The 23,817-nt window shown below is 66.6% G+C and carries 17 protein-coding genes; 2 read left to right on the top strand and 15 right to left on the bottom strand.

Going from position 1 to position 23,817, the window contains the following annotated elements:
* Positions 1–135: 135 nt before the first annotated feature.
* From BWR19_02530 to BWR19_02520, 3 genes are all read right to left on the bottom strand, one after another.
* Positions 136–615 carry a recombinase RecX gene (locus tag BWR19_02530; protein ID APX91913.1) on the bottom strand — a complete coding sequence of 160 codons (480 nt, stop codon included), beginning with the start codon at positions 613–615 and terminating at the stop codon, positions 136–138.
* Between the two features lie 3 nt (positions 616–618).
* Positions 619–1,698: a recombinase RecA gene (locus BWR19_02525; GenBank protein APX91912.1), complete on the bottom strand. Its 1,080-nt coding sequence runs from the start codon at positions 1,696–1,698 to the stop codon at positions 619–621.
* Between the two features lie 128 nt (positions 1,699–1,826).
* Positions 1,827–2,336 carry a damage-inducible protein CinA gene (locus tag BWR19_02520; GenBank protein ID APX91911.1) on the bottom strand — a complete coding sequence of 170 codons (510 nt, stop codon included), beginning with the start codon at positions 2,334–2,336 and terminating at the stop codon, positions 1,827–1,829.
* A 105-nt stretch (positions 2,337–2,441) separates the two neighbouring features.
* Between BWR19_02520 and BWR19_02515 the strand changes: the two genes are divergently transcribed.
* Together BWR19_02515 and BWR19_02510 are read left to right on the top strand one after the other, a co-directional pair.
* Entirely contained in the window at positions 2,442–5,018 is a 2,577-nt protein-coding gene (locus tag BWR19_02515; protein ID APX91910.1) for a DNA mismatch repair protein MutS, read from the top strand.
* 326 nt (positions 5,019–5,344) lie between these two features.
* A complete protein-coding gene (locus BWR19_02510; GenBank protein APX91909.1) occupies positions 5,345–5,668 on the top strand; it encodes a ferredoxin in 324 nt (107 codons plus the stop codon).
* A gap of 599 nt (positions 5,669–6,267) precedes the next feature.
* Here the strand turns inward: BWR19_02510 and BWR19_02505 are convergent.
* The 12 genes from BWR19_02505 to BWR19_02450 form a co-directional block, all read right to left on the bottom strand.
* Positions 6,268–7,563 carry a phosphopyruvate hydratase gene (locus tag BWR19_02505; protein ID APX91908.1) on the bottom strand — a complete coding sequence of 432 codons (1,296 nt, stop codon included), beginning with the start codon at positions 7,561–7,563 and terminating at the stop codon, positions 6,268–6,270.
* A gap of 58 nt (positions 7,564–7,621) precedes the next feature.
* Positions 7,622–8,473 (bottom strand): 3-deoxy-8-phosphooctulonate synthase, encoded by an 852-nt coding sequence (locus BWR19_02500; protein APX91907.1) that lies wholly within the window; start codon positions 8,471–8,473, stop codon positions 7,622–7,624.
* A 15-nt stretch (positions 8,474–8,488) separates the two neighbouring features.
* On the bottom strand, positions 8,489–10,150 hold the full coding sequence (pyrG, locus tag BWR19_02495) for a CTP synthetase (protein ID APX91906.1): 1,662 nt from the start codon (positions 10,148–10,150) through the stop codon (positions 8,489–8,491).
* Between the two features lie 588 nt (positions 10,151–10,738).
* Complete coding sequence (locus tag BWR19_02490; GenBank protein ID APX91905.1) at positions 10,739–12,157, bottom strand: glutamate synthase small subunit; 1,419 nt, start codon at positions 12,155–12,157, stop codon at positions 10,739–10,741.
* 33 nt (positions 12,158–12,190) lie between these two features.
* Positions 12,191–16,642: a glutamate synthase large subunit gene (locus BWR19_02485; protein ID APX91904.1), complete on the bottom strand. Its 4,452-nt coding sequence runs from the start codon at positions 16,640–16,642 to the stop codon at positions 12,191–12,193.
* 424 nt (positions 16,643–17,066) lie between these two features.
* A complete protein-coding gene (locus BWR19_02480; protein APX91903.1) occupies positions 17,067–18,173 on the bottom strand; it encodes a 3-dehydroquinate synthase in 1,107 nt (368 codons plus the stop codon).
* Position 18,174: 1 nt separating this feature from the next.
* Positions 18,175–18,717, bottom strand: a complete 543-nt coding sequence (locus BWR19_02475) for a shikimate kinase I (GenBank protein ID APX91902.1) — start codon at positions 18,715–18,717, stop codon at positions 18,175–18,177.
* Positions 18,717–20,801, bottom strand: a complete 2,085-nt coding sequence (locus tag BWR19_02470) for a type II and III secretion system protein (protein APX91901.1) — start codon at positions 20,799–20,801, stop codon at positions 18,717–18,719. The genes BWR19_02475 and BWR19_02470 overlap by 1 nt, the downstream gene beginning before the upstream one ends.
* 65 nt (positions 20,802–20,866) lie before the next feature.
* On the bottom strand, positions 20,867–21,382 hold the full coding sequence (locus BWR19_02465; protein ID APX91900.1) for a hypothetical protein: 516 nt from the start codon (positions 21,380–21,382) through the stop codon (positions 20,867–20,869).
* Positions 21,379–21,999, bottom strand: coding sequence for a pilus assembly protein PilO (locus BWR19_02460; GenBank protein APX91899.1), 621 nt, complete (start codon positions 21,997–21,999; stop codon positions 21,379–21,381). The genes BWR19_02465 and BWR19_02460 overlap by 4 nt, the downstream gene beginning before the upstream one ends.
* A complete protein-coding gene (locus BWR19_02455; GenBank protein APX91898.1) occupies positions 21,996–22,595 on the bottom strand; it encodes a fimbrial assembly protein in 600 nt (199 codons plus the stop codon). The genes BWR19_02460 and BWR19_02455 overlap by 4 nt, the downstream gene beginning before the upstream one ends.
* On the bottom strand, positions 22,592–23,656 hold the full coding sequence (locus tag BWR19_02450) for a pilus assembly protein PilM (protein ID APX94865.1): 1,065 nt from the start codon (positions 23,654–23,656) through the stop codon (positions 22,592–22,594). Before BWR19_02450 ends, BWR19_02455 begins: the two co-directional genes overlap by 4 nt.
* Positions 23,657–23,817 lie beyond the last annotated feature (161 nt).

Genomic DNA, 23,817 nt, shown 5'->3' with positions numbered 1-23,817 from the left:
CGTGTTGACCTGGCGGGCGAGCCGGCGCACAGGGCACGATCTGGGTCGCTCAAAGGGGCACTAGTATAACGCAGTCGTCAAGCAACGACAGCGGGGGACCCTGAGGAGGATAGTTCGGGGGGTAGTTGGTGCAGCTCAGGCCGACCAGGCGTACTGCATGGCGTGGCGCACCTGCTCGAAGTCGAAGCCCCGCGAGGCCAGGAAACGCTCGCGACGGGCGCGCTCGCGGGGCGACTCACCGGGGCCGGTAAAGCGCTTGGCCAGCGCCTCGGCGGCCAGCGCGAACCAGTCGGCCTCGCCTCGATCCTCGCTCTCGCTCAGGGCCTGCTGGATGCCGTCGCGGTCGATGCCGCGCTGGCCAAGCTCGGCGCGAATCTTGAGCGGGCCCTGGCCGCGGGCAATGCGCGAACGCACGAAGGTCTCGGCGAAGCGCGCATCGCACTGCAGGTTCTGCTCGGCCAGGCCATCGAGGCACGCCTCGATGGCCGCGGCCTCGTGCCCCTTCGCCGCTAGCCGGCTGTGCAGCTCGGCGCGGGAGTACTCGCGCCGCGCCAGCAGCCGAATGGCGTCATCGCGCGGCGACGGGGCGTCAGCGTCGGGCGTGCGCTGCTGCATGGCTTAGAGCAGGCCGTCCTCGCTGGACTCGTCGGCGCTGTCGGCCAGGGCCTCCTCAGGCTTGGGCTTGTCTTTCTCCCTGGGCTCGACGGTGGCCAGCAGCTGCCCGCGGATACCGGACTCGATCTCGTCCATGATCGCCGGGTTGTCTTCCAGGAACTGGGCGGCGTTGGCCTTGCCCTGGCCGATCTTGTTGCCCTGGTAGCTGTACCAGGCACCGGCCTTGTCGACCAGCTTGCACTGCACGCCCAGGTCGATGACCTCGCCGGCGTGGTAGATGCCCTTGCCGTAGAGAATCTGGAACTCGGCCTGGCGGAACGGTGGCGCCACCTTGTTCTTGACCACCTTGACGCGGGTCTCGTTGCCGGTGACTTCGTCGCCCTGCTTGACCGAACCGGTGCGGCGAATATCGAGGCGCACGCTGGAGTAGAACTTCAGGGCGTTGCCGCCGGTGGTGGTTTCGGGGCTGCCGAACATCACCCCGATCTTCATGCGGATCTGGTTGATGAACACCACCATGCAGTTGGCGTTCTTGATGTTGCCGGTGATCTTGCGCAGCGCCTGGGACATCAGGCGCGCCTGCAGGCCGACGTGGGAGTCGCCCATCTCGCCCTCGATCTCGGCACGCGGGGTAAGTGCCGCCACCGAGTCGATGATGATCACGTCGACGCCGCCGGAGCGTACCAGCATGTCGCAGATCTCGAGGGCCTGCTCGCCGGTGTCGGGCTGCGAGACCAGCAGGTCGTCGAGGTTGACGCCGAGCTTCTCGGCGTAGCTCGGGTCGAGGGCGTGTTCGGCATCGATGAAGGCGCAGGTCTTGCCCTGCTTCTGGGCCTGGGCGATCACCGACAGGGTCAGGGTGGTCTTGCCCGAGGACTCGGGACCGAAGATTTCAACCACGCGCCCCAGCGGCAGACCGCCGATGCCCAGGGCGATATCCAGGCCCAGGGAACCGGTCGACACCGACGGCATGATCACCCGGGGCGTATCGCCCAGCCGCATCACGGTGCCCTTGCCAAACTGGCGATCGATCTGGGAGAGGGCGGCATTCAATGCCTTGGAACGGTTGTCGTCCTGGGCCATGGGAGATCTCCTAAGCGATTGCGGATATAGCGTCGATCACGAGCTCGGGATCGAATACTGTATGACTGCACAGTAGTATGGCGAAAAATTCCTCGCGCGCCTACTCTCAGTCGGTAAATTTCTGTGCCTCAGGCCTCGAGGCGCTGGATCAGTCCCACCAGTGCGGCACGCACGGCCTGCTCGCGCACCGCGCGGCGGTCGCCGGGGAAGTGGTAGTGCTCGGCTTGCTGGGTGTCGGCGTCGCCCCACGCCAGCCACACCAAGCCCACCGGCTTGGCCTCCGAGCCGCCACCGGGCCCCGCCACGCCGCTGATCGCCACGCCCAGCGCGGCGCCGCTGTCGCCACAGGCGCCGGCGACCATCGCCTCGACCACCTCGCGGCTCACCGCACCGTGCGCCTCGAGCAGCGCTGGGTCGACGCCGAGCAGGCGCGACTTGGCGGCGTTGGAGTAGGTCACGTAGCCGGTCTCGAAGTACTCGGAGCTGCCCGCCACCGCGGTGATGGCGTTGGCCACGCCGCCGCCGGTGCACGACTCGGCGCAGGTCACCTGCCGCCCGTGCTGGCGGCACAGCCGACCGAGCCGCTCGGCGAGGGTGGCGAGATCGAGATTGCTGAGGCGCTGGGGGGATGCTGGCATGCCGGGTCTCCTGACGTGGCGCTGGCTTGCGCGTAGAATACTGCCTTTTGGTCGCGAATGCAGAGTCGTCGACGCTAGGTCCCATCCAAGGAGTCAAGGAACCCCATGAGCCAGGCCAGCCCCTCGCACACGCCGATGATGCAGCAGTTCCTGAAGATCAAGCGCGAGCATCCCGACGTGCTGCTGTTCTATCGCATGGGCGACTTCTATGAGCTGTTCTTCGACGACGCCAAGCGCGCCGCCAAGCTGCTCGACATCACCCTGACACAGCGCGGCCAGTCGGCGGGCAAGCCGATTCCCATGGCCGGCGTGCCCTACCACAGCGCCGAGGGCTACCTGGCGCGCCTGGTCCAGGCCGGCGAGTCGGTGGCGATCTGCGAGCAGATCGGCGACCCGGCACTGGCCAAGGGGCCGGTGGAGCGCCGGGTGGTGCGCATCGTCACCCCCGGCACCCTGCACGACGAGGCGCTGCTCGACGCCCACCGCGACAACCTGCTGCTGGCCCTGCACAGCCAGGGCGGGCGCTGGGGACTGGCCTGGCTGGAGCTCTCCAGCGGGCGCTTCAGCGTGCTCGAGGTCGACGACGACGCCGAGATGCTGGCCGAAGTGCAGCGCCTGGCACCGGCCGAGCTGCTCGCCGCCGACGGCCTCGAACTGCCGCCGTCGCTCGACGGGCGGGCCAGCCTCAAGCGCCAGAGCGACTGGCTGTTCGACCGCGACAGCGCGCTGCGCCTGCTGTGCGACCAGTTCCAGGTCCAGGACCTGCGCGGCTTCGGCTGCGCCCACCTGGAGGCGGCGATCATCGCCGCCGGCGTGCTGGTCGACTACGCCCGCGACACCCAGCGCTCGCGGCTGCCCCACGTCACCGCCATCGGCGTCGAGAACCGCGACGACGCGGTGGTCATCGATGCCGCCAGCCGCCGCAATCTGGAGATCGATACCAACCTCGGCGGCAGCGGCGACAACACCCTGGCCAGCGTGCTCGACACCACCGCCACGGCGATGGGCGCTCGCCTACTCAAGCGCTGGCTCAACCGCCCGCTGCGCGACCGTGCGCTGATCGGCGCGCGCCAGACCGCGGTGACCCTGCTGCTCGACCAGGAGGGCTACCTGGCACTGCGCGACGACCTCAAGGCGATCGGCGACGTCGAGCGCATCCTGGCGCGGGTGGCACTGCGCAGCGCCCGTCCCCGCGACCTGGCGCGGCTGCGCGACGCCCTCAATGCCCTGCCCGAGCTGCAGGACGCGCTGCGCGGCTACGCCGAGGGCAGCGCCCTGGACGACCTCAGGCGGCATATCCGCCCCTATCCGGAGCTCGCCTACACCCTGAGCCGGGCACTCGTCGACAATCCACCGGTGGTGATTCGCGACGGCGGCGTGATCGCCGACGGCTTCGACGACGAGCTCGACGAATACCGCGGCCTGGCCGAGCACGCCGGCGACTACCTGATCGAGCTCGAGCGCCGCGAGCGCGAGCGCACCGGTCTGGCCAACCTCAAGGTCGGCTACAACCGCGTCCACGGCTACTACATCGAGATCCCCCGCGGCCAGGCCCGCGACGCCCCGGCCGACTACATTCGCCGCCAGACCCTGAAGAACGCCGAGCGCTTCATCATTCCCGAACTCAAGGAGTTCGAGGACAAGGCGCTGTCCGCCAAGTCCCGCTCCCTGGCCCGCGAGAAGCTCCTGTACGAGAGCCTGCTCGATGACCTCAATGCCGAGCTGGGGCCGCTCCAGGCCAGCGCCCAGGCCCTCGCCAGCCTCGACGTGCTGGCCACCTTCGCCGAGCGCGCCGAAGCACTGGGCTTCGTGCGGCCACGGCTGGCCGAGGCGCCGGGGATCGACATTCGTGGCGGCCGCCACCCGGTCGTCGAGCAGGTCAGCGACCACCCCTTCGTGCCCAACGACCTGATCATGGACGACGACCGTCGCATGCTGGTGATCACCGGCCCCAATATGGGCGGCAAATCGACCTACATGCGCCAGGCGGCGCTGATCGTACTGCTCGCCCACACCGGCTGCTTCGTGCCCGCCGACGACGCCGAGATCGGCCCGGTGGATCGTATCTTCACCCGCATCGGCTCCTCCGACGACCTGGCCGGCGGGCGCTCGACCTTCATGGTCGAGATGACCGAAACCGCCAACATCCTGCACAACGCCAGCGACCACAGCCTGGTATTGATGGACGAGATCGGCCGCGGCACCAGCACCTTCGACGGCCTGTCGCTGGCCTGGGCCAGCGCCGAGCAGCTGACCCGCTCGCGGGCCTTCACGCTGTTCGCCACCCACTACTTCGAGATGACCGCGCTCGCCGAGCAGGCACCCGGCGTGGCCAACGTCCACCTCACCGCCGCCGAGCACCGCGAGGGCATCGTCTTCATGCACCGCGTCGAGGAGGGTCCGGCGAGCCAGAGCTACGGCCTGCAGGTCGCACAGTTGGCCGGTGTGCCCCAGGGGGTGATCGCCCGGGCGAGGGAGAAGCTCGCCCAGCTCGAGCAGCATGAAGTCGACCAGGGCAGCCGCCCCTCGCTTGCCGCCGGCGGCGAACCGGTACCCCAGCAGAATGATCTGTTCGCCAGCGCGCCGCATCCACTGATCGACGAGCTCGGCGGCCTGGCTCTCGACGAGCTGAGCCCACGCCAGGCGCTGGAGCTGCTGTATCGCTGGCGGGAGGCGCTGTAGGCCATTGCTGCGCTGTAAGGACTGCTAGGCATTGCTGAGGGGCGCCGGAGGCAGGTCGAAGAGGGGGGGGGTGCGCCATGGATGGCCCCAGGGATGGGTTTACAGCGCCCCCTCGTAGGCCTGCCTGCGGATCAGCCCCTAGCGGAGCCCTCGCCTTAGGCAGATACTCTCGCGCCGAAACGGCAAGCACATCGCTTGCGACGCTATGGGGGCACGACTAGAATGGTCAGATTCCCCGCCGCACCAGCATAAAAACATCGGCTCTTATAACTTTTTATCAAACCATCATCGTGGCCGAGCGACCGGCCAGAGGAAGGGAGACTGGCATGACATTCGTCGTCACCGAGAACTGCATCAAGTGCAAGTACACCGACTGTGTCGAGGTCTGCCCGGTGGACTGCTTCTACGAGGGGCCCAATTTCCTCGTCATCCATCCCGACGAGTGCATCGACTGCGCGCTGTGCGAGCCTGAGTGCCCCGCCGAGGCGATCTATGCCGAGGATGAGCTACCCGAGGGCCAGGAGGAGTTCATCGAGCTCAACGCCGAACTCGCCGAGGTGTGGCCGAACATCGCCGAGAAGAAGGACCCGCTGCCCGACGCCGAAGAGTGGGATGGTAAGCCCGACAAGCTGGCCCAGCTAGAGCGCTAGGTTTTGTTCGAAAACTGCCTGCGCTCGCCGACTTTTCGTACAAACCTAAGCCCATTAATCGCCAGACAAAAAAACGCCGCCGGTCAGTGACCGGCGGCGTTTTTCATCGTGCGTGCATGGAAAAGGCGACCCGTAGGTCGCCCGCTCCAAGCCGAATCCCTTGAGCACATCCTTATGCCCACATCCTGATGGTGACGTCCGTGCCGAGAGACGGCTTCCTGCCATACCCGGCGCACCACGACTAGCATCCCGTTGCATCCTGCCGGAAAAGCACTCCCCGCTTCTCCAAATCCCGAGGACATTGTGGCAGTTCTCGCCGGCATCACAAGCCGGCCTCCACATCGCCCGCTGGGCCTTCTGCGCCGACACAGAATGAAAAATATCAAAAATATCAAAAACTTAAGAATATAGGGCGGGAAGAAATGCGCGCCCGAGCGGCAATTCCGAGCGAAGTTCTCAGGCGAAATGTACGAGATGTCTTACACGAGATGAAGAGATTCGCTACAACGTCTGCGCTCCGACCGGCCTGCAAGCGGCCATGAAAAAGGCGGGACCGATCAACGGCCCCGCCTGAGCTTACCGCTTGGGCACGCCGCCTGTCAGGCTTGGCCCTTGATCGCCGCCAGCCCCGGGTAGGCCACCTGGTCTCCCAGCTGCTGCTCGATCACCAGCAGGCGGTTGTACTTGGCGACGCGGTCGGAGCGGCACAGCGAGCCGGTCTTGATCTGGCCGGCCGAGGTGGCCACCGCCAGGTCGGCGATGGTGGTGTCCTCGGTCTCGCCGGAGCGATGCGAAATCACCGCGGTGAAGCCGGCGTCCTGGGCCATCTTGATGGCGTCCAGGGTCTCGGAGAGCGAGCCGATCTGGTTGAACTTGATCAGGATCGAGTTGCCGATCTGCTCGTCGATGCCGCGCTTGAGAATCTTGGTGTTGGTGACGAACAGGTCGTCACCGACCAGCTGTACCTTGTCGCCGAGCTTGTCGGTCAGGGTCTTCCAGCCGGCCCAGTCGGACTCGTCGAGGCCATCCTCGATGGAGACGATGGGGTACTGGTCGCACAGCTCGGCCAGGTAGTCGACGAAGCCCGCGGCGTCGAACGACTTGCCCTCGCCGGCCAGGGTGTACTGGCCGCCCTGATGGAACTCCGAGGCGGCACAGTCCAGCGCCAGGGTGACGTCGCGGCCCAGCTGATAGCCGGCGTCCTCGACGGCCTGCTTGATCACCGCCAGCGCTTCGGCGTTGGAGGCCAGGTTGGGGGCGAAGCCGCCCTCGTCGCCCACCGCGGTGGAGAGCCCCTTGGCCGACAGCACCTTCTTCAGGGCGTGGAAGATCTCGGCGCCGACGCGCAGCGCCTCGCGGAAGTTGGGTGCCGCCACCGGCTGGACCATGAACTCCTGGATGTCGACGTTGTTGTCGGCATGTTCGCCGCCGTTGAGGATGTTCATCATCGGCACCGGCATGCTGAACTGGCCCGGCTGACCGTACAGCGCGGCGATGTGCTCATAGAGCTCGACGCCCTTGGTGGCCGCCGCCGCCTTGGCCGCCGCCAGCGACACGGCGAGGATGGCGTTGGCGCCCAGGTTGGCCTTGTTATCGGTGCCGTCGAGTTCCAGCATCGCCTCGTCGAGGGCGCGCTGGTCGGCAGCCGTCATGCCCAGCAGGCGCTCGCGAATCGGCCCGTTGACCGCCTCGACGGCCTTGAGTACGCCCTTGCCCAGGTAGCGAGCCTTGTCGCCATCGCGCAGCTCCAGCGCTTCGCGGGAGCCGGTGGAGGCGCCGCTGGGCGCACAGGCGACGCCCTTGGCGCCGCTTTCCAGCACCACTTCGGCCTGAACGGTGGGGTTGCCACGCGAGTCGAGCACCTCGAGGGCGCGAACGTCGGCAATCTTGCTCATGGTGTCATCCTTTAATGAGTCAGCGTTGATCTAGCTTGAGAGAGGGTCACGGCTCCGCTCAAGAAATCGTCAGGGGCGCAAAGCCCTTGACCAGCTCATCGAGTGCCTTGAGCTGGGCAAGGAAGGGCTCGAGCTGGTCCAGCGGCAGCGCACAGGGCCCGTCGCACTTGGCGTTGTCCGGGTCCGGATGCGCTTCCAGGAACAGCCCAGCCAGCCCCACGGCCACTCCCGCCCGGGCCAGCTCGGCGACCTGGGCGCGGCGACCATCGGCGCTGTCGGCGCGCCCCCCCGGGCGCTGCAGCGAATGGGTCACATCGAAGAATAGCGGGTAGCCGGTCTGCTTCATCTCGCCGAAGCCGAGCATATCGACCACCAGGTTGTTGTAGCCGAAGCTCGAGCCGCGCTCGCAGAGAATCAGCCGGTCGTTGCCGGCCTCCTCGCACTTGCGGATGATATGGCGCATCTCGTGAGGCGCCAGGAACTGCGGCTTCTTTATATTGATCACCGCGCCGGTCTCGGCCATGGCCACCACCAGGTCGGTCTGACGCGCCAGGAAGGCCGGCAGCTGGATGATATCGGCGACCTCGGCGGCCGGCTGGGCCTGCCACGGCTCATGCACGTCGGTGATCACCGGCACCCCGTAGCGCGACTTGACCTCGGCGAGGATCGCCAGGCCTCTGTCGAGACCGGGCCCGCGGTAGGAGTGGATCGAGCTGCGGTTGGCCTTGTCGAAGCTGGCCTTGAACACGTAGGGCATGCCCAGTTTGGTGGTTGCCTCGACGTAGGCCGCCGCCACCTCGAGCGCCATGTCGCGGGACTCGAGGACGTTCATGCCGCCGAACAGCCCCAGCGGCAGGGCGTTGCCGGCCCGCAGGCCGGCGAACTCGATGATGCGTTGCGGTGACGACATGCTCGCTCCTTGAGCTCAGCCCTGCGGCTGGGCCTGGGAATGCTGGCGGGCGCGGACGTTCTTGTGCTCCAGCGCGGCGTTGACGAAGCCCGAGAACAGCGGATGGCCGTCGCGCGGCGTCGAGGTGAACTCGGGGTGGAACTGGCAGGCCACGTACCAGGGGTGATCGGGCAGCTCGATCATCTCCACCAGCGACTGATCGACGCTCTTTCCGGAGACCACCAGGCCAGCCTTCTCGAGCTCGTCGATGAACTGGTTATTGACCTCGAAGCGGTGGCGATGGCGCTCGACGATCTCGTCGCTGCCGTAGGCCTCGCGGGCCTTGCTGCCGGCCTTGAGGTGGCATATCTGGCCACCCAGGCGCATGGTGCCGCCGAGATCGGAAGCCGCGTCGCGCAGCTCGATCTTGCCTTCGGGGCTCAGCCACTCGGTGATCAGGCCCACCACCGGGTGCTGGGTATCATGGGTGAACTCGGTGGAGTTGGCATCCTGCCAGCCCGCCACATGGCGCGCGAACTCGATCACCGCGACCTGCATGCCGAGGCAGATGCCCAGGTACGGAATGTGGTTTTCGCGAGCGTAGCGGGCAGTGATGATCTTGCCCTCCACGCCGCGCTCGCCAAAGCCGCCGGGCACCAGGATGGCGTCCTTGCCGGCCAGGCGGTCGGTGCCGTGGCGCTCGATGTCCTCGGAGTCGACATAGTCGACGTTGACCTTGACCCGCCCCTGAATGCCGGCGTGGATCAGCGCCTCGTTGAGCGACTTGTAGGCGTCGAGCAGCTCCATGTACTTGCCAACCATGGCGATATTGACCGACTTGAGCGGATTGAGCTTGGCGTCGAGCACCCGCACCCACTCATGCAGGTCGGCGTCGGCGGCTTCCAGACGCAGCTTGTCGCAGACGATTTCGTCGAGGCCGTGCTCATGGAGCATCAGCGGAATGCGGTAGATGGTGTCGGCGTCCTGCAGCGGCACCACGGCGCGCTCTTCGACGTTGGTGAACAGCGCGATCTTGCGCCGCTCGCTGGCCTCGAGCTCGACTTCGCTGCGGCAGATCAGGATATCCGGCTGGATACCGATGGAGCGCAGCTCCTTGACGCTGTGCTGGGTCGGCTTGGTCTTGGTCTCTCCGGCCGTTTTTATATAAGGCACTAACGTAAGATGCATAAAGATCGCGCGGTTGGCGCCGAGCTCGCTTCTGATCTGGCGGATCGATTCGAGGAACGGCAGCGACTCGATGTCGCCCACGGTGCCGCCGATCTCCACCAGCGCCACGTCGAAGCCCTCGCCGCCTTCGTAGACGCGGCGCTTGATCTCGTCGGTGATGTGCGGGATCACCTGCACGGTGCCGCCCAGGTAGTCGCCGCGGCGCTCCTTGCGCAGCACGTGCTCGTAGACGCGGCCGGTGGTGAAGTTGTTGCCCTGGGTCATCTTGGTGCGGATGAAGCGCTCATAGTGACCCAGGTCGAGGTCGGTCTCGGCGCCATCTTCGGTGACGAACACCTCGCCGTGCTGGAAGGGGCTCATGGTGCCGGGATCGACGTTGATGTACGGATCCAGCTTGAGCATGGTGACCTTGAGGCCGCGCGCCTCGAGGATCGCCGCCAGCGAAGCCGACGCGATGCCCTTGCCGAGAGAGGACACAACGCCGCCGGTCACGAAGATATATCGTGTCATGGAAAACCTGTCGAAACGTGATCAGAAGGCGCCGCAGGAAACCGCGCCAGGATGGGACGACAGAGTAGCAGATTCGGCGAATCGGCTCAATTTTGGCGAGGCTAACGGAGTGGCATCAATAGTCAGGTGCTGCCGGCGCCTCCTGAAGGCGAGACGCGTGACCCCAAGGGCGAAACCCTGGCCATTCACTGGCGGCTACGCGTCGGGGCAAACCGGGGTCCCTCCCGCTTGCCCCTCGATCGACATCCATGTCGATCGCCGCGTGCCGCTGCGCTACTGGCCAGCGCCCTCGGGAAGTCACGCCGCTGCGCCTCCAGGAGGCTTGGGTCGCGGAATTCCACGCCCAACCTAGCGGCGCCGTGGTAGCAGGCCGCCGAAGGTCAGCGGCGCCGGGGACAGGTCGTAGAGGGGGTTCGATGCCAGGGATGGCATCGGTAGCGTCCAGGGACGGATTCACAGCGCCCCCTCGAAGACCTGTCGCCGGAAAAGCCGCGAGCTACTGGCACCACCCCGACGCCGCTCACCTTGGTGGCGTCAGGCACAAGACGCAGAATGCCACTTCCACCCCAGCGGCGCTGGGGCCAGGCCTTACACCCCCAGATAATCGAGGATGCCTTCGGCGGCCTGGCGGCCCTCGTAGACGGCCGTCACCACCAGGTCGGAGCCACGCACCATGTCGCCACCGGCAAAGATCTTCTCATTGCTGGTCTGGAAGGCGAACGCCGCCTCCTCGCTGGTCTTGATGCGGCCGCGCTCGTCTACCGCAATGCTGTTCGGCGCCAGCCAGTCGATATCGGTGGGCTGGAAACCGAAGGCGATGACCACCGCATCGGCGGGCAGAATCTCCTCCGAGCCCGGCACCACCTCGGGGCGCTGGCGGCCGTTCTCATCCGGCTCACCGAGCCGCGTGCGTACCACCTTGACGCCCTCGACCCGCTCCTCGCCGACCACCGCCACCGGCTGACGATTGAACAGGAAGTCGACGCCCTCCTCGCGGGCGTTCTTCACCTCACGCTTGGAGCCGGGCATGTTGTCCTCGTCACGGCGGTAGGCGCAGGTCACGCTGGCCGCGCCCTGACGGATCGCGGTGCGGTTGCAGTCCATGGCGGTATCGCCGCCGCCCAGCACCACCACCCGCTGACCTTCCAGCGACACATAGTCGGCAGGGTCCTTCTCGAAGCCCAGGCAGTGGTTGACGTTGGCGATCAGGTAGTCGAGGGCCTTGTGCACGCCGGGCAGATCCTCACCCGGGAAGCCGCCCTGCATGTACTTGTAGGTGCCCATGCCCATGAACACCGCATCGTACTCCTCGAGCAGCGCCTCGATGGTCACGTCGCTGCCGATATCGGTATTCAGGCGGAACTCGATGCCCATCTCCTCGAACACCGCGCGGCGCCGCTCCATGACGTGCTTCTCGAGCTTGAACTCGGGAATCCCGAAGGTCAGCAGGCCGCCGATCTCCGGATAGCGGTCGTAGACCACCGGCTTGACGCCGCTGCGCGCCAGGATATCGGCACAGCCGAGCCCGGCCGGGCCGGCGCCGATCACCGCCACCTTCTTGTCGGTCCAGGTGACGCCGGACATGTCCGGGCGCCAGCCCATGGCGAAGGCGGTGTCGGTGATGTACTTCTCCACCGAGCCGATGGTCACCGCGCCGAAGCCGTCGTTGAGGGTGCAGTCGCCCTCGCAAAGGCGATCCTGGGGACACACCCGACCGCACACCTCGGGCAGCGAGTTGGTCTGGTGCGACAGCTCCGCCGCCTCCAGGATGTTGCCCTCGCTGACCAGCTTCAGCCAGTTGGGAATATAGTTGTGGACCGGGCACTTCCACTCGCAGTAGGGGTTGCCGCAGTGCAGGCAGCGGTGCGCCTGGCTGGCCGCCTCCTGGGGCTTGTAGGGCTCGTAAATCTCGGCGAATTCCTTGGCCCGGGTACGCGCCTCTTTCTTCTGCGGGTCCTGGCGACCCACATCGATGAACTGAAAGTCGTTGCTCAGACGGTTTGCCATGGTCGTCTCTCCTCGAAGTCTGGAACGTCGGGCTTACTCGGGCCGCCGGCGGGATTCGGCAAGCAGGCCATTGAGGCTTGCCGCCTTGGGCTTGACCAGCCAGAAGTGGCGGATGAAGTCGCTGAAGTCCTCCAGGATGGCCTTGCCGCGGGCCGACTCGGTGGCCGCGACGTACTCCTCGATGACTTCCCGCAGGTGGCGCCGGTAGGCCTCCATGGCCTCGGTGTTGATCCGATGAATCTCGACCAGCTCGTGGTTGTACTTGTCGACGAAGGTGCGGTCCTCGTCGAGCACGTAGGCGAAGCCGCCGGTCATGCCGGCGCCGAAGTTGACGCCGGTCTCGCCGAGCACCGCGACCAGGCCGCCGGTCATGTACTCGCAGCAGTGGTCGCCGGCACCCTCGATGACCGCCTGGGCGCCGGAGTTGCGCACCGCGAAGCGCTCGCCGGCCTGGCCGGCGGCGAACAGCTTGCCGCCGGTGGCGCCGTACAGGCAGGTGTTGCCGACGATCGCCGTCTTGTGGCTCTCGAAGGTGCTGGCACGCGGCGGCACGATGGTGATCGAGCCACCGTTCATGCCCTTGCCGACGTAGTCGTTGGCGTCGCCCTCGAGGTGCAGGTGCAGGCCGCGGGCGTTCCACACCCCGAAGCTCTGCCCGGCCACGCCGGTGAAGCGCGCGGTGATCGGCGCTTCCTCGAGCCCCTCTTCGCCGTAGCGCTTGGCGATGGCCCCCGAGGTCAGCGCCGCCACGCTGCGATCGCAGTTGGTGATGGTGAACGAGAACTCACCGCCGGACCTGGCCTCGATGGCGTCGCTCAGCGCATCGAGCACCTCGCGGTTCTTGGCGCCCGGATCGTGGGGCACGTTGCGCTCCACCTGGCAGAACTGCGGGGCGTCCGCCGGCACGTGGTCGTTCTCCAGCAGCGGCGTCAGGTCGAGCCGGCGCTGGGCATTGGTCTGCCCCTCGATCACCTCGAGCAGATCGGTGCGGCCGATCAGGTCGGTGAGCTGGCGCACGCCGAGCAGCGCCATCAGCTCGCGCACTTCCTCAGCGATGAAGCGGAAGTAGTGCTTGACCATGTCGACGGTGCCCCGGAAGTGCTCGTCGCGCAGGTACTGGTGCTGGGTGGCGACGCCGGTGGCGCAGTTGTTGAGGTGGCAGATGCGCAGGTACTTGCAGCCCAGCGCGACCATCGGCGCGGTGCCGAAGCCGAAGCTCTCGGCGCCGAGAATCGCCGCCTTGACTACGTCTAGGCCGGTCTTCAGGCCGCCGTCGGTCTGCAGGCGGATCTTGTCGCGCAGGCCGTTGATGCGTAGCGCCTGGTGCACCTCGGGCAGGCCCAGCTCCCAGGGGCTGCCGGCGTGCTTGATCGAGGTCAGCGGGCTGGCCGCGGTGCCGCCGTCGTAGCCCGACACGGTGATCAGGTCGGCGTAGGCCTTGGCCACGCCGGTGGCAATGGTGCCGATCCCCGGCTCGGAGACCAGCTTGACCGAGACCTGGGCGTCCGGATTGACCTGCTTCAAGTCGAAGATCAGCTGCGCCAGGTCCTCGATGGAGTAGATGTCGTGGTGCGGCGGCGGCGAGATCAGCGTCACGCCGGGCACCGAGTAGCGCAGCCGGGCGATCAGGTCGTTGACCTTGCCACCGGGCAGCTGGCCGCCCTCGCCGGGCTTGGCGCCCTGGGCGACCTTGATCTGCAGCACCTCGGCGTTGACCAGGTAGGCCGGGGTGACGCCGAAGCGCCCGGAGGCGATCTGCTTGATCTTGGAGCTGCGGATGGTGCCGTAGCGAGCCGGATCCTCACCGCCCTCGCCGGAGTTGGAGCGCCCGCCGGCCTCGTTCATGGCCTGGGCCAGCGCCTCGTGGGCCTCCGGCGACAGCGCGCCCAGCGACATGCCGGCGCTGTCGAAGCGCGGCAGCATGCTCTCCACCGGCTCTACCTCGTCCAGCGGCAGCGGCTCGGCGGCCGGTTTGAGGGCCAGCAGGTCGCGAATGGTCGCCACCGGGCGCTCGTTGACCAGCCGCGCGAATTTCTTCCACTTCTGGTAGTTGCCCTGCTGCACCGCCTCCTGCAGCGTCATCACCACGTCGGGGTTGTAGGCGTGGTACTCCTTGCCGTGAACGTACTTGACCAGGCCGCCCTGGCTGATGCCCTTGCGCGGCAGCCAGGCGTCGCGCGCCTGCAGCTCCTGCTGCATCTGGATCTCGGCGAAGCCGGCGCCCTCGATGCGCGAGGCCATGCCGGTGAAGCACATCTCCATCACCTCGGAGTGCAGCCCCACCGCCTCGAACAGCTGCGAGCCGCGGTAGGAGGCCAGGGTCGAGATGCCCATCTTGGAGAGGATCTTGTAGAGCCCCTTCTGCATGCCCTTGCGGTAGTTCTCGCGGGCATCCGCCGGGTTGCCGGTGAGTTCGCCGGTGCGGTGCATGTCGGCCAGCACCTGGTAGGCCAGGTAGGGGTAGACCGCGGTGGCACCGACGCCGAACAGCACCGCCATCTGGTGGGCGTCGCGGGCATAGCCGGTCTCGACCACGATATTGACCCGCGGGCGCAGCGCCAGGCGGCCCAGGTGATGGTGGATGGCACCGGTGGCGAGTGCCGCATGAATCGGCAGCTGGCCCTTCTCTAAGTCGGCATCGCTCAGCACCAGGATCACCTTGCCATCCTTCGCCGCCGCCTCGGCGGCCTGGCACAGCGCCTGCAGCGCCTGCTTGAGGCCCTGCTGCTCGGGATCGTAGGCAAGCGTCAGCGTGTGGCTGACGAAGGCGGGATCCTCGTTATTGACCAGCGCGGTGAACTTGCGCGGCGACAGGATCGGCGTGGTCAGGATGATCCGGTGGGCGTGGTCCGGGGTCGCTTCGAAGACGTTGAGCTCGGCGCCGATGCAGGTCTCCAGCGACATCACGATCGCTTCGCGCAGCGGATCGATGGGCGGATTGGTGACCTGGGCGAACTTCTGGCGGAAGTGGTCGGTGAGCACCCGGTTCTGGCGCGACAGCACCGCCATCGGCGTATCGTCGCCCATCGAGCCCACCGCCTCCTGGCCGCTTTCGGCCAACGGCCGCAGCAGCTGGTCACGCTCCTCGAAGCTGATCTGGAACATCTTCTGATAGACGTTCAGCTCGTTGGTGTCCATCGGTTGGAAGCGCGCCAGCTCGGTGAGGGCGGACTCCAGATAGTGGGCACGATCCTTCAGCCAGCGCTTGTAGGGGAAGGCCGACTTGAGACGCTCGTCGATGTCCTGGGTGTGCAGCACCTCGCCGGTCTCGGTGTCGATACCCAGCACCTGCCCGGGGCCCACCCGGCCCTTGGCGACCACGTCCTCGGGGGCGTAGTCGTAGGTACCGATCTCCGAGGCCAGGGTGATGAAGCCATTCTTGGTGATCACCCAGCGCGCCGGGCGCAGGCCGTTGCGATCCAGCATGCACACCGCGTTGCGCCCGTCGGTCATGACCATGCCGGCGGGGCCGTCCCACGGCTCCATGTGCATGGAGTTGTACTCATAGAAGGCGCGCAGGTCGCCGTCCATGGTCTCGACGTTCTGCCAGGCCGGCGGCACCATCATGCGGATGGCGTTGTAGATATCCATCCCGCCGGTCATCAGCACCTCGAGCATATTGTCCATGCTCGAGGAGTCGGAACCCACGGTATTGACGATCTCGTCGAGCTCGGCGATGTCCGGCAGCAGCTCATTGACGAAATTTTCCTTGCGCGAGTTGGCCCAGCCGCGGTTGGCCTCGATGGTGTTGATCTCGCCGTTGTGGGCCAGGAAGCGAAACGGCTGAGCCAGCGGCCAGCGCGGCGCGGTATTGGTCGAGAAGCGCTGGTGGAAGACGCAGATGGCGGTTTCCAGGCGCTCGTCGCCGAGGTCGCGATAGAAGGTGGGCAGGTCGACGGGCATCATCAGGCCCTTGTAGGAGACCACCTTGGCCGACAGCGAGCAGATATAGAAGTCATCTTCATCGCGCAGGCGCTGCTCGGCGCGGCGCCGCGCCATGAACAGGTCCACCGCCAGCTGCGCATCGAGCCGCTCATCGTCGGCCTCGACGAACAGCTGGCGGATGCGCGGCAGGCAGTCCATCGCCATCGGCCCGCACACGCTGGCGTCGGTGGGCACCTCGCGCCAGCCGTGCACGGTCAGGTTGCGGGCGGCAAGCTCAGCTTCCAGCACCTCGCGGGCGTGGGCTTCGCGGCCATCATCATCGGGCAGGAACAGGCTGCCCACGGCGAAGCTGCGACCCAGCTCGACGCCCAGCGACTCCCGCGCCACGGCGCGCATGAAATCGGTGGGCATCTTCAGCAGCAGGCCGCAGCCGTCACCGGTCTTGCCGTCGGCGGCAATGCCGCCGCGGTGGGTCATGCAGGTCAGCGACTCGATGGCGGTCTTGAGTAGCGCATGGCTGGCCTGGCCCTCCATGTGCGCGATCAGGCCGAAGCCGCAGTTGTCCCGGAACTCACCCGGCTGATGAAGACCCTGTCTCATGGGCGTGCCTCACTGAAATCGATGTCTTGTGTCCAGAAGCGCTCAGTGCTATCTTTTAATGTTTTGCTTAATTTTTAGTTACCGTTGAGCGGCCGTTGTCTGGCGTGAAAAAGGCCGTACAGCATAGCCAGCTACCCTGTGACACGCAATTCCCCTCCTCCTCCCCGATCAGAAAAATCGCCAGAAATCGGCTAGTTAGCTCAGCATTCAATAAAAAACACGTGGCATGTCAATGACTTGTACCATCAAGCTGCTCGCCTCAGAATTACTAGACTTTAGTCTTAATTTTACACAAAAGGCCATGCGAGTTGTGCATAAGGCATGCGAATTACTGCCTGAGCGCCCGGGCGGGCAGCAGTAAAAACGGCGCCTGCACTCAGCAGGCGCCGTGATCTTGATGTGGCGCAGGGCAGAGGTAGCTATATCAGCTGCGTGGATAGTCGCGCAGCAGCGCCTCGAGCAGTGCCGGTGGGGTCTGGTCGTCCAGGCAGGCATCGCCCAGCTCGCGCAGCAGGATCAGGCGCAGCCGGGTATCGATGTTCTTCTTGTCGAGACGCATGCGGCTCAGGAAGTCGTCGACGCCCATCGCCGCCGGGGCCGCCTCGGGCAGGCCGGCGGCAGCGACGATACGCCGCGCGCGGGCAACGTCCGCCTCGCTCAGCCAGCCCAACCTGTGTGACAGCTCGGCGGCCATCAGCATGCCGGTGCCGACGGCTTCGCCGTGCAGCCAGTTACCGTAGCCTTGATGCGCCTCGATGGCATGGCCGAAGGTGTGGCCGAGATTGAGCAGCGCGCGCACGCCCTGCTCGGTCTCGTCGGCGGCAACGATCTCGGCCTTGAGGGCACAGCTGCGGCGGATCGCCTCGCGCAGCGCCGCCTCGTCCAGCCCCCGCAGCGCCGCCATGTTGGTCTCCAGCCAGGCCAGGAAGTCGGCATCGCGGATCAATCCGTACTTGATCACCTCGGCGAGCCCCGCCGACAGCTCGCGGGGCGGCAGGGTGGCCAGGGTCGCGGTATCGATCAGCACCGCACGCGGCTGCCAGAAAGCACCGATCATGTTCTTGCCCAGCTGGTGGTTGACGCCGGTCTTGCCGCCCACCGAGGAGTCGACCTGGGAGAGCAGCGTGGTGGGCACCTGGAGGAAGGCCACCCCGCGCTGATAGCCGGCGGCGGCGAAGCCGACCATGTCGCCGATCACCCCGCCACCCAGTGCCACCAGCGTGCAGCGACGGTTGAAGCCGGCCTCGAGCAGGGCGTCCCAGATGCGGCTGACGTGGTCGAGGGTCTTGGTGGCTTCGCCGTCGGGCAGCACCAGTTCGCGCACCTCGAGGTCGGCGGGCAGGCCGGCCTTGAAGCGCTCGAGGTAGTGCGGCGCCACGACCTCATTGGTGACCACCATGACCTGGCGACCGGCCAGGTAGGGTACCAGCCACTGCGGATCGCCCAGCAGATCGGCGCCGATATGGATGGGATAGCTGCGCTCGCCGAGCTCGACGTTGAGCGTGACCGGTGACGGAGGGGGTTGAGTCATGTCAGGCCTTGCATTGCAGTGGATCGACGAGGCGCGTCACGCGGCGCACGATTTCGCTGACCACCGAGCGCGGACCGCGGCGGTCGGTGCGTACGATCAGGTCGGCGGTGGCACGATAGAGGGGATCGCGCTTGGCAAACATGCCGCGCAGGATCTCCTCGGGGTTGCCGTTCTGCAGCAGCGGCCGATTGCGATCCTTGGCGGTACGTCGCAGCTGCTGCTCGACGGTGGTATAGAGGTAGATCACCGTACCCCGCTCGCGCAGGGCCCGGCGGTTGCTCTCGCGCATCACCGCGCCGCCGCCGGTGGCCACCACCACGCCTTCGCGCTGGGTGAGCTCCTCGACCATGGCTTCCTCGCGCTCGCGAAATCCGGCCTCGCCTTCGATCTCGAAGATCCACGGGATATCGGCGCCGCAGCGGTCCTGGATCTCGTGATCGCTGTCCAGGAAGTCACGCGACAGTTCGGCCGCCAGCAGGCGGCCGATGGTGCTCTTGCCGGCCCCCATGGGGCCGATCAGAAATAGGTTGGGTAAATCCTGCATCAGCGAATTGCCAGTCCGTCCTCGATGATTCTCGGGGTGATGAATACCAGCAACTCTACCTTTTCGCTCGAGTCTTGGGTATAGCGGAACAGGTTGCCGATCAGCGGCAGGTCGCCGAAGAACGGCGTCTTGAACAGGCTGCGCACCTGCTCGGTGGTGAGGATCCCGCCCAGCACCACGGTCTCGCCGTTATCCACCAGCACCTGGGTCTCGATCTGGTTGGTATCGATCGACGGCACCCCGGCGAACTCCTCGCCGACGGTGTCGTTGTTGATCACCAGGTCCATGATGATGCGGTTGTCCGGAGTGATCTGCGGGGTGACCTCCAGCGACAGCACCGCCTCCTTGAAGTCGACGTTGGTGGCGCCGCTGGAGGTGGCCTCCTGATAGGGAATCTCGGTGCCCTGCTTGATCACCGCGGTGCGCTGGTTGGCGGTGATCACCCGCGGCTGGGAAATGGTCTGGCTCTTGCCTTCGCTCTCCAGGGCGCGCAGTTCGAGGTCGAGCAGGATATCCCCCGACAGGTAGCCGAAGGCGAAGGTGGTCAACGGATTGGTGGCGCTGCCCATATCCACCGCCAGGCCGCCGCGGGCACGATTGAGGCCCTGCGGGTTGATATCCCGGGCGATGAAGGAGCCGTCGTCGGCGCCGGGATCGGCGCGGAAGCCGCGGGTCGACTCGGCCCCCCAGCGCACGCCCAGCTCACGGGTCGCGCTGTCGCGGGCGATCACGATGCGCGCCTCGATCTGCACCTGGCGTACCGCCACGTCGAGCTGATCCAGGGTGCGCAGGATGCTCTGGATCTGATCGGCGGTGTCCTGGATCAGCAGGGTGTTGGTGCGCTGGTCGACGCTGACCCGACCACGCTCGGTCAGCAGCCCGAAGCCGCCCTCGCCGCGCAGCAGGGCGGCCAGGTCGGAGGCTCGCGCATAGCGCACCTGGATCATCTCGGTGGTCAGCGGCGAGAGCGTCTCCATCTGCTCGCGGGACTCGAGCTCCTGGCGTTCGATATTGGCCAGCTCCGAGGCCGGCGCGACGACGATCACGTTGCCCTCCTGGCGGCTGGCCAGGCCGTGGCTCTTGAGCACCAGGTCGAGGGCCTGGTCCCAGGGCACGTCCTCGAGGTTGAGGGTCACGTTGCCGGTCACGCTGTCGCTGGCGACCAGGTTGAGGCCGGTAAAGTCGGCGATGATCGCCAGCACCGAACGCACCTCGATATCCTGGAAGTTGAGGGTGATGCGCTCGCCGGTATAGGCGAAGCGCTCGCGCTCGCGGGTCTCGCGCTCGGCCTGGGACACCGGCTGAATCTCGATCACCAGCTCGCGGCCGCTATGGGTCGAGAGCATCGCGTAGTCGCCGCTAGCCTCGAGCTCGAGGGTCACGCCGTCGCGCCCCGGCTGGGGGCTGACACGCCGCAGCGGGGTGCCGAAGTCGGTCACGTCGAGTACCTGGTCGAGCTCCGCCGGCAGTTCCACCCGGCGCAGCTCGGCGATCACGCGATTGCCGCTCTCGCGGACCCGGGAGTCGACGCCCGAGCGGTCGAAGGTAACGATCAGCCGCCCCGCCCCCTCTTCGCCGCGACGGAAATCGATCTCCTCGATACGCGGCTCGCGGCTGGCCGGGGCTGCGGCGGTCTGGGCACCAACCGGCTCGGCCTGGGCGCCAGCCGGCGCGGCTTGAGGCGCCGCCGCCTGCCGGGCGCCACCCTCGCCACCGATCGATAGCACCAGGGTGTCTCCCTCCTGGCGAGTGTTGTAGGGCAGGGCATCATTGAGGGCGAACACCAGCCGAGTGCGCGCCCCGGCCTCGAGCGTCGTGAGGTCGCGCACCCCGGCGATGTCCAGCGACTGCCGACTGCGCTCCAGGCGGCTGGCGGTATCCATCAGGTCGATGGTCAGGCGCGCCGGATCCTCGAGCCGATAGCCGCGCACCTCGGGCACCCCGCCGCCAAAGGTCATCACGACCTCCAGCTCGCCCCCCGATCCCTGGCGATAGCTGAGGTCGTCGAGGGTCGACGCCGCCAGCGCCGGCAAACTAAGCAGCACCATGGTGAGGGCTGCGGTCAGACGCGTGATCATGCTCATTGTCGTATCCCCTGCACTGCAGCGTGCCGCTTGCCCTTGCGGCTTAGCGGCATCTATTGTTCGCCCTAGTTGGGCAGCGTCATTTCTCGCGTTCTCTCGACCCAGGCGTTGCGCTCGCGCACCGTTTCCACCAGCACGATCGACGCCCCGGTAATGCTCACGATGCGGCCATCATCGGCCCCCAGGTAGTTACCGACCCGCAGCCGATGCACCTGGCCTTCCGGCGAGCGCAGCAGCGCCGATGGCTGGGCGGCGACGGTCAGTGTACCGACCAGTTGCAGCTCACTCAGGTCGTAGCGCTCGAGCGGCTCTCGCGGACGATCGGGATCCGGCGCACGCTCGCCCTGTGGCTGCGCCTCGTCATCATCGCTCGGCCGGCGGGCTTGAAACGGGCTGCGTGCGCCGGCCTGCTCATAGCCCGGCGCCTGGTAGCGCGGCAGCTCGGGCAGCGGCGCCACCGTCAGCTCACCGGGGTTGCGCTTGAGCGCCTCGAGTTCGCGCTCGAGGCCGACCAAGTCGGGGTCGGCACAGCCGGCCAGCAGCAGCAGGCTCATCGTCAGGGCGAACATCGACGACTTCATGGCGCCTCCTCGACATCGCTGCGGTAGCTGTAGGTGCGCGCCAGCATCGACAGGCGCAGCTGACCGTCGCCCTCCACCGGCTCCAGGCTGAAGTCATGCTGGGTGACGATGCGCGGCAGGCCGGCGACCCCGGCCAGGAAGGCCGCAATGCGGTGATAGTCGCCGCGCACCTGAATATCGAACGGCTGCTCTATATAGAAGTCGCGCTCCTCCGGGGATCGCAGCCGAATGAAGTCGATCGACAGCTCGTTGTCGATGGCCGTTTCGCTGATATTGTCGATCAGCGAGGGTATCTCGGCGCCGGTGGGGAGCATCTCGAGCAGCGCCTCGAGGCGCTCTTCCAGCTCATCCGACTGGGCCCGCATCGCCGGCAGGTTGGCCGCCTGGACCGCCTTGCTCTGGTAGTCGCGCAGCAGGCTCTGCTCCTGGCGCTGGGCCGCCGCCAGCTCCTCGGCCTTGGGCGCCGCCAGGTACCAGTGCATGCCGGCAAAGGTCAGGCCCAGCGCCAGCAGGCAGCAGATCAGCTGCAGCGACCACGGCCAGCTGCCCGACTCCTTGATATCCAGCTCGCGCCACTCCAGTTCGCGCAGCCGCCGCCACTCACCGGCCAGACTCATGACGACTCCTCCTCGGCATCCGACTCAGGCACCGCGTCGCTGAGCGACTCGGCCTCCTCGGGCATCTGCTGGTTGACGCTCAGGCTGAAGCGCCGGCGTGCCGCGCCGTCCTCGGATTCGACTTCCGACAGCACCGGCACATCGAGGGCGCTGGCCGCCGCCAGCGCGCGCAGCTGATCCGATACCTGGCGATTGCTGTCGGCCAGGCCGTTCAAGCGCAGCGACTCTCCCTGCCGCGACAGGCGGGTATAATGCACACCCTGCTCGAGGCTCTCGACCAGCTGATTGAAGACGTGCACGGTCTGCGGCCGCCCTACCTGCAGGCGGCTGAAGACCTCGATCTGATCGAGCATCTGCGCCCGCGCCGCCTCGTACTCGCCGATCGAGCGGATATCCCGCTCGAGCTGTGCCGACTGGGCCTCGACGTGAGCATTGCGCTGCTGCTGGGCCTCGAGTCGCTGCTGGTAAAAGAGCGTCATGCTGGCGCCGCTGCCCAGCCCGACCGCCGCCGCCAGCAGCAGCGCGACATGAAAGCGACGACTGCGCCGCTCGCGCACGCGATCGCGCCACGGCAGCAGGTTGATCTCGATGGTCATCGGCGCGCCCTCATGGCCAGGCCACAGGCGGTGAGCATGGCCGGGGCGTCGCCGGCCAGGGTGTGGATATCGATACGCGAGTTGATCTTCATGCGCAGGAAGGGGTTGGCAATGGTCACCTCCATGCCGCTGTCTTGCATCAGACGCTCGCTGAGCCCTGGTACCACGCTGGAGCCGCCGGCAATCATCAGACGCTTGACCTCGAACTTGCGACCCGCAGTGTAATAGAGCTGCAGCGAGCGACCGATCTGCTGTACCAGAGTATCCAGGAAGGGACCCAGCACCTCCCGCGAGTAGTCGTCGGGCAAGCCACCGCGCTTCTTGGCCAGGCCGGCTTCTTCGAGGCTCAGCCCGTAGCGGCTGCGGATCTCCTCGGTCAACTGGCGACCGCCGAACACGGTGTCGCGGCTATAGATCACCCGCCCCTGGCGCAGCACGTGAAACGAATTCATGGTGGCACCGATGTCGACCAGCGCCACGCAGTCATCCTCGGCCGGCAGCGGCGGCTGCAGCTGGTGGCGCAGTTCGCCGAAGGCGCGCTCCATGGCAAAGGTCTCGACGTCTACCGCCGCCGGCTCGAGCCCCGCCTGCAGCAGGGCCTCGGTCAACTGACTGACGTCCTGCTGACGGCAGGCGACCAGCAGCACGTCCTGCTGGTCGCCGTAGCGCGCATTGGGCCCCAGGCGCTGGAAATCGAATGCCACTTCGGCGAACGGAAAGGGAATATGCTTGTCAGATTCGAGTGCGATGCGCGCCTCGATCTCGTCGTCGTTGAGCGAGGCGGGAAAGGTCAGCGTCCTGGTGATCGCGGCACCGGCGGGCACTGCGACGCAGGCTCGGCGAGTATGCAACCGCGCCTGATCGACAGCAGCGCGCAGTGCGGTGACGACATCGTCCATATGCCGGATGCGCCGCTCCACCACGGCGCCCTCGCGCAGCGGGCGTACCGCATAGCTGTCGACCTGATAGTGACCGGCCGCATGCTTGAGCTCTATCAGCTTGACCGTCGCCGAACTGATGTCGACCCCGACCAGCGCCTTGCCCGAGCGTTTCAATCGCACCAAGGCTCCACTCCCCTGTTAAGCGCACATGACGCCCAATGTCGTTATTATCGGCTAAAAGGCCCATTCCTTGACCATGAACTCTTACCATGAGGTTACATGATCTTTCTCGACATCACACAACTGCGAGGGAGTTGCACCTTCAACGCTGGTGGCGGGCG

The sequence above is a fragment of the Halomonas sp. 1513 genome, from assembly GCA_001971685.1.
Lineage (GTDB): Bacteria > Pseudomonadota > Gammaproteobacteria > Pseudomonadales > Halomonadaceae > Franzmannia.
The sequence above is the reverse complement of the archived record's forward strand: the minus strand, read 5'-3'. Positions and strand labels throughout refer to the sequence as shown.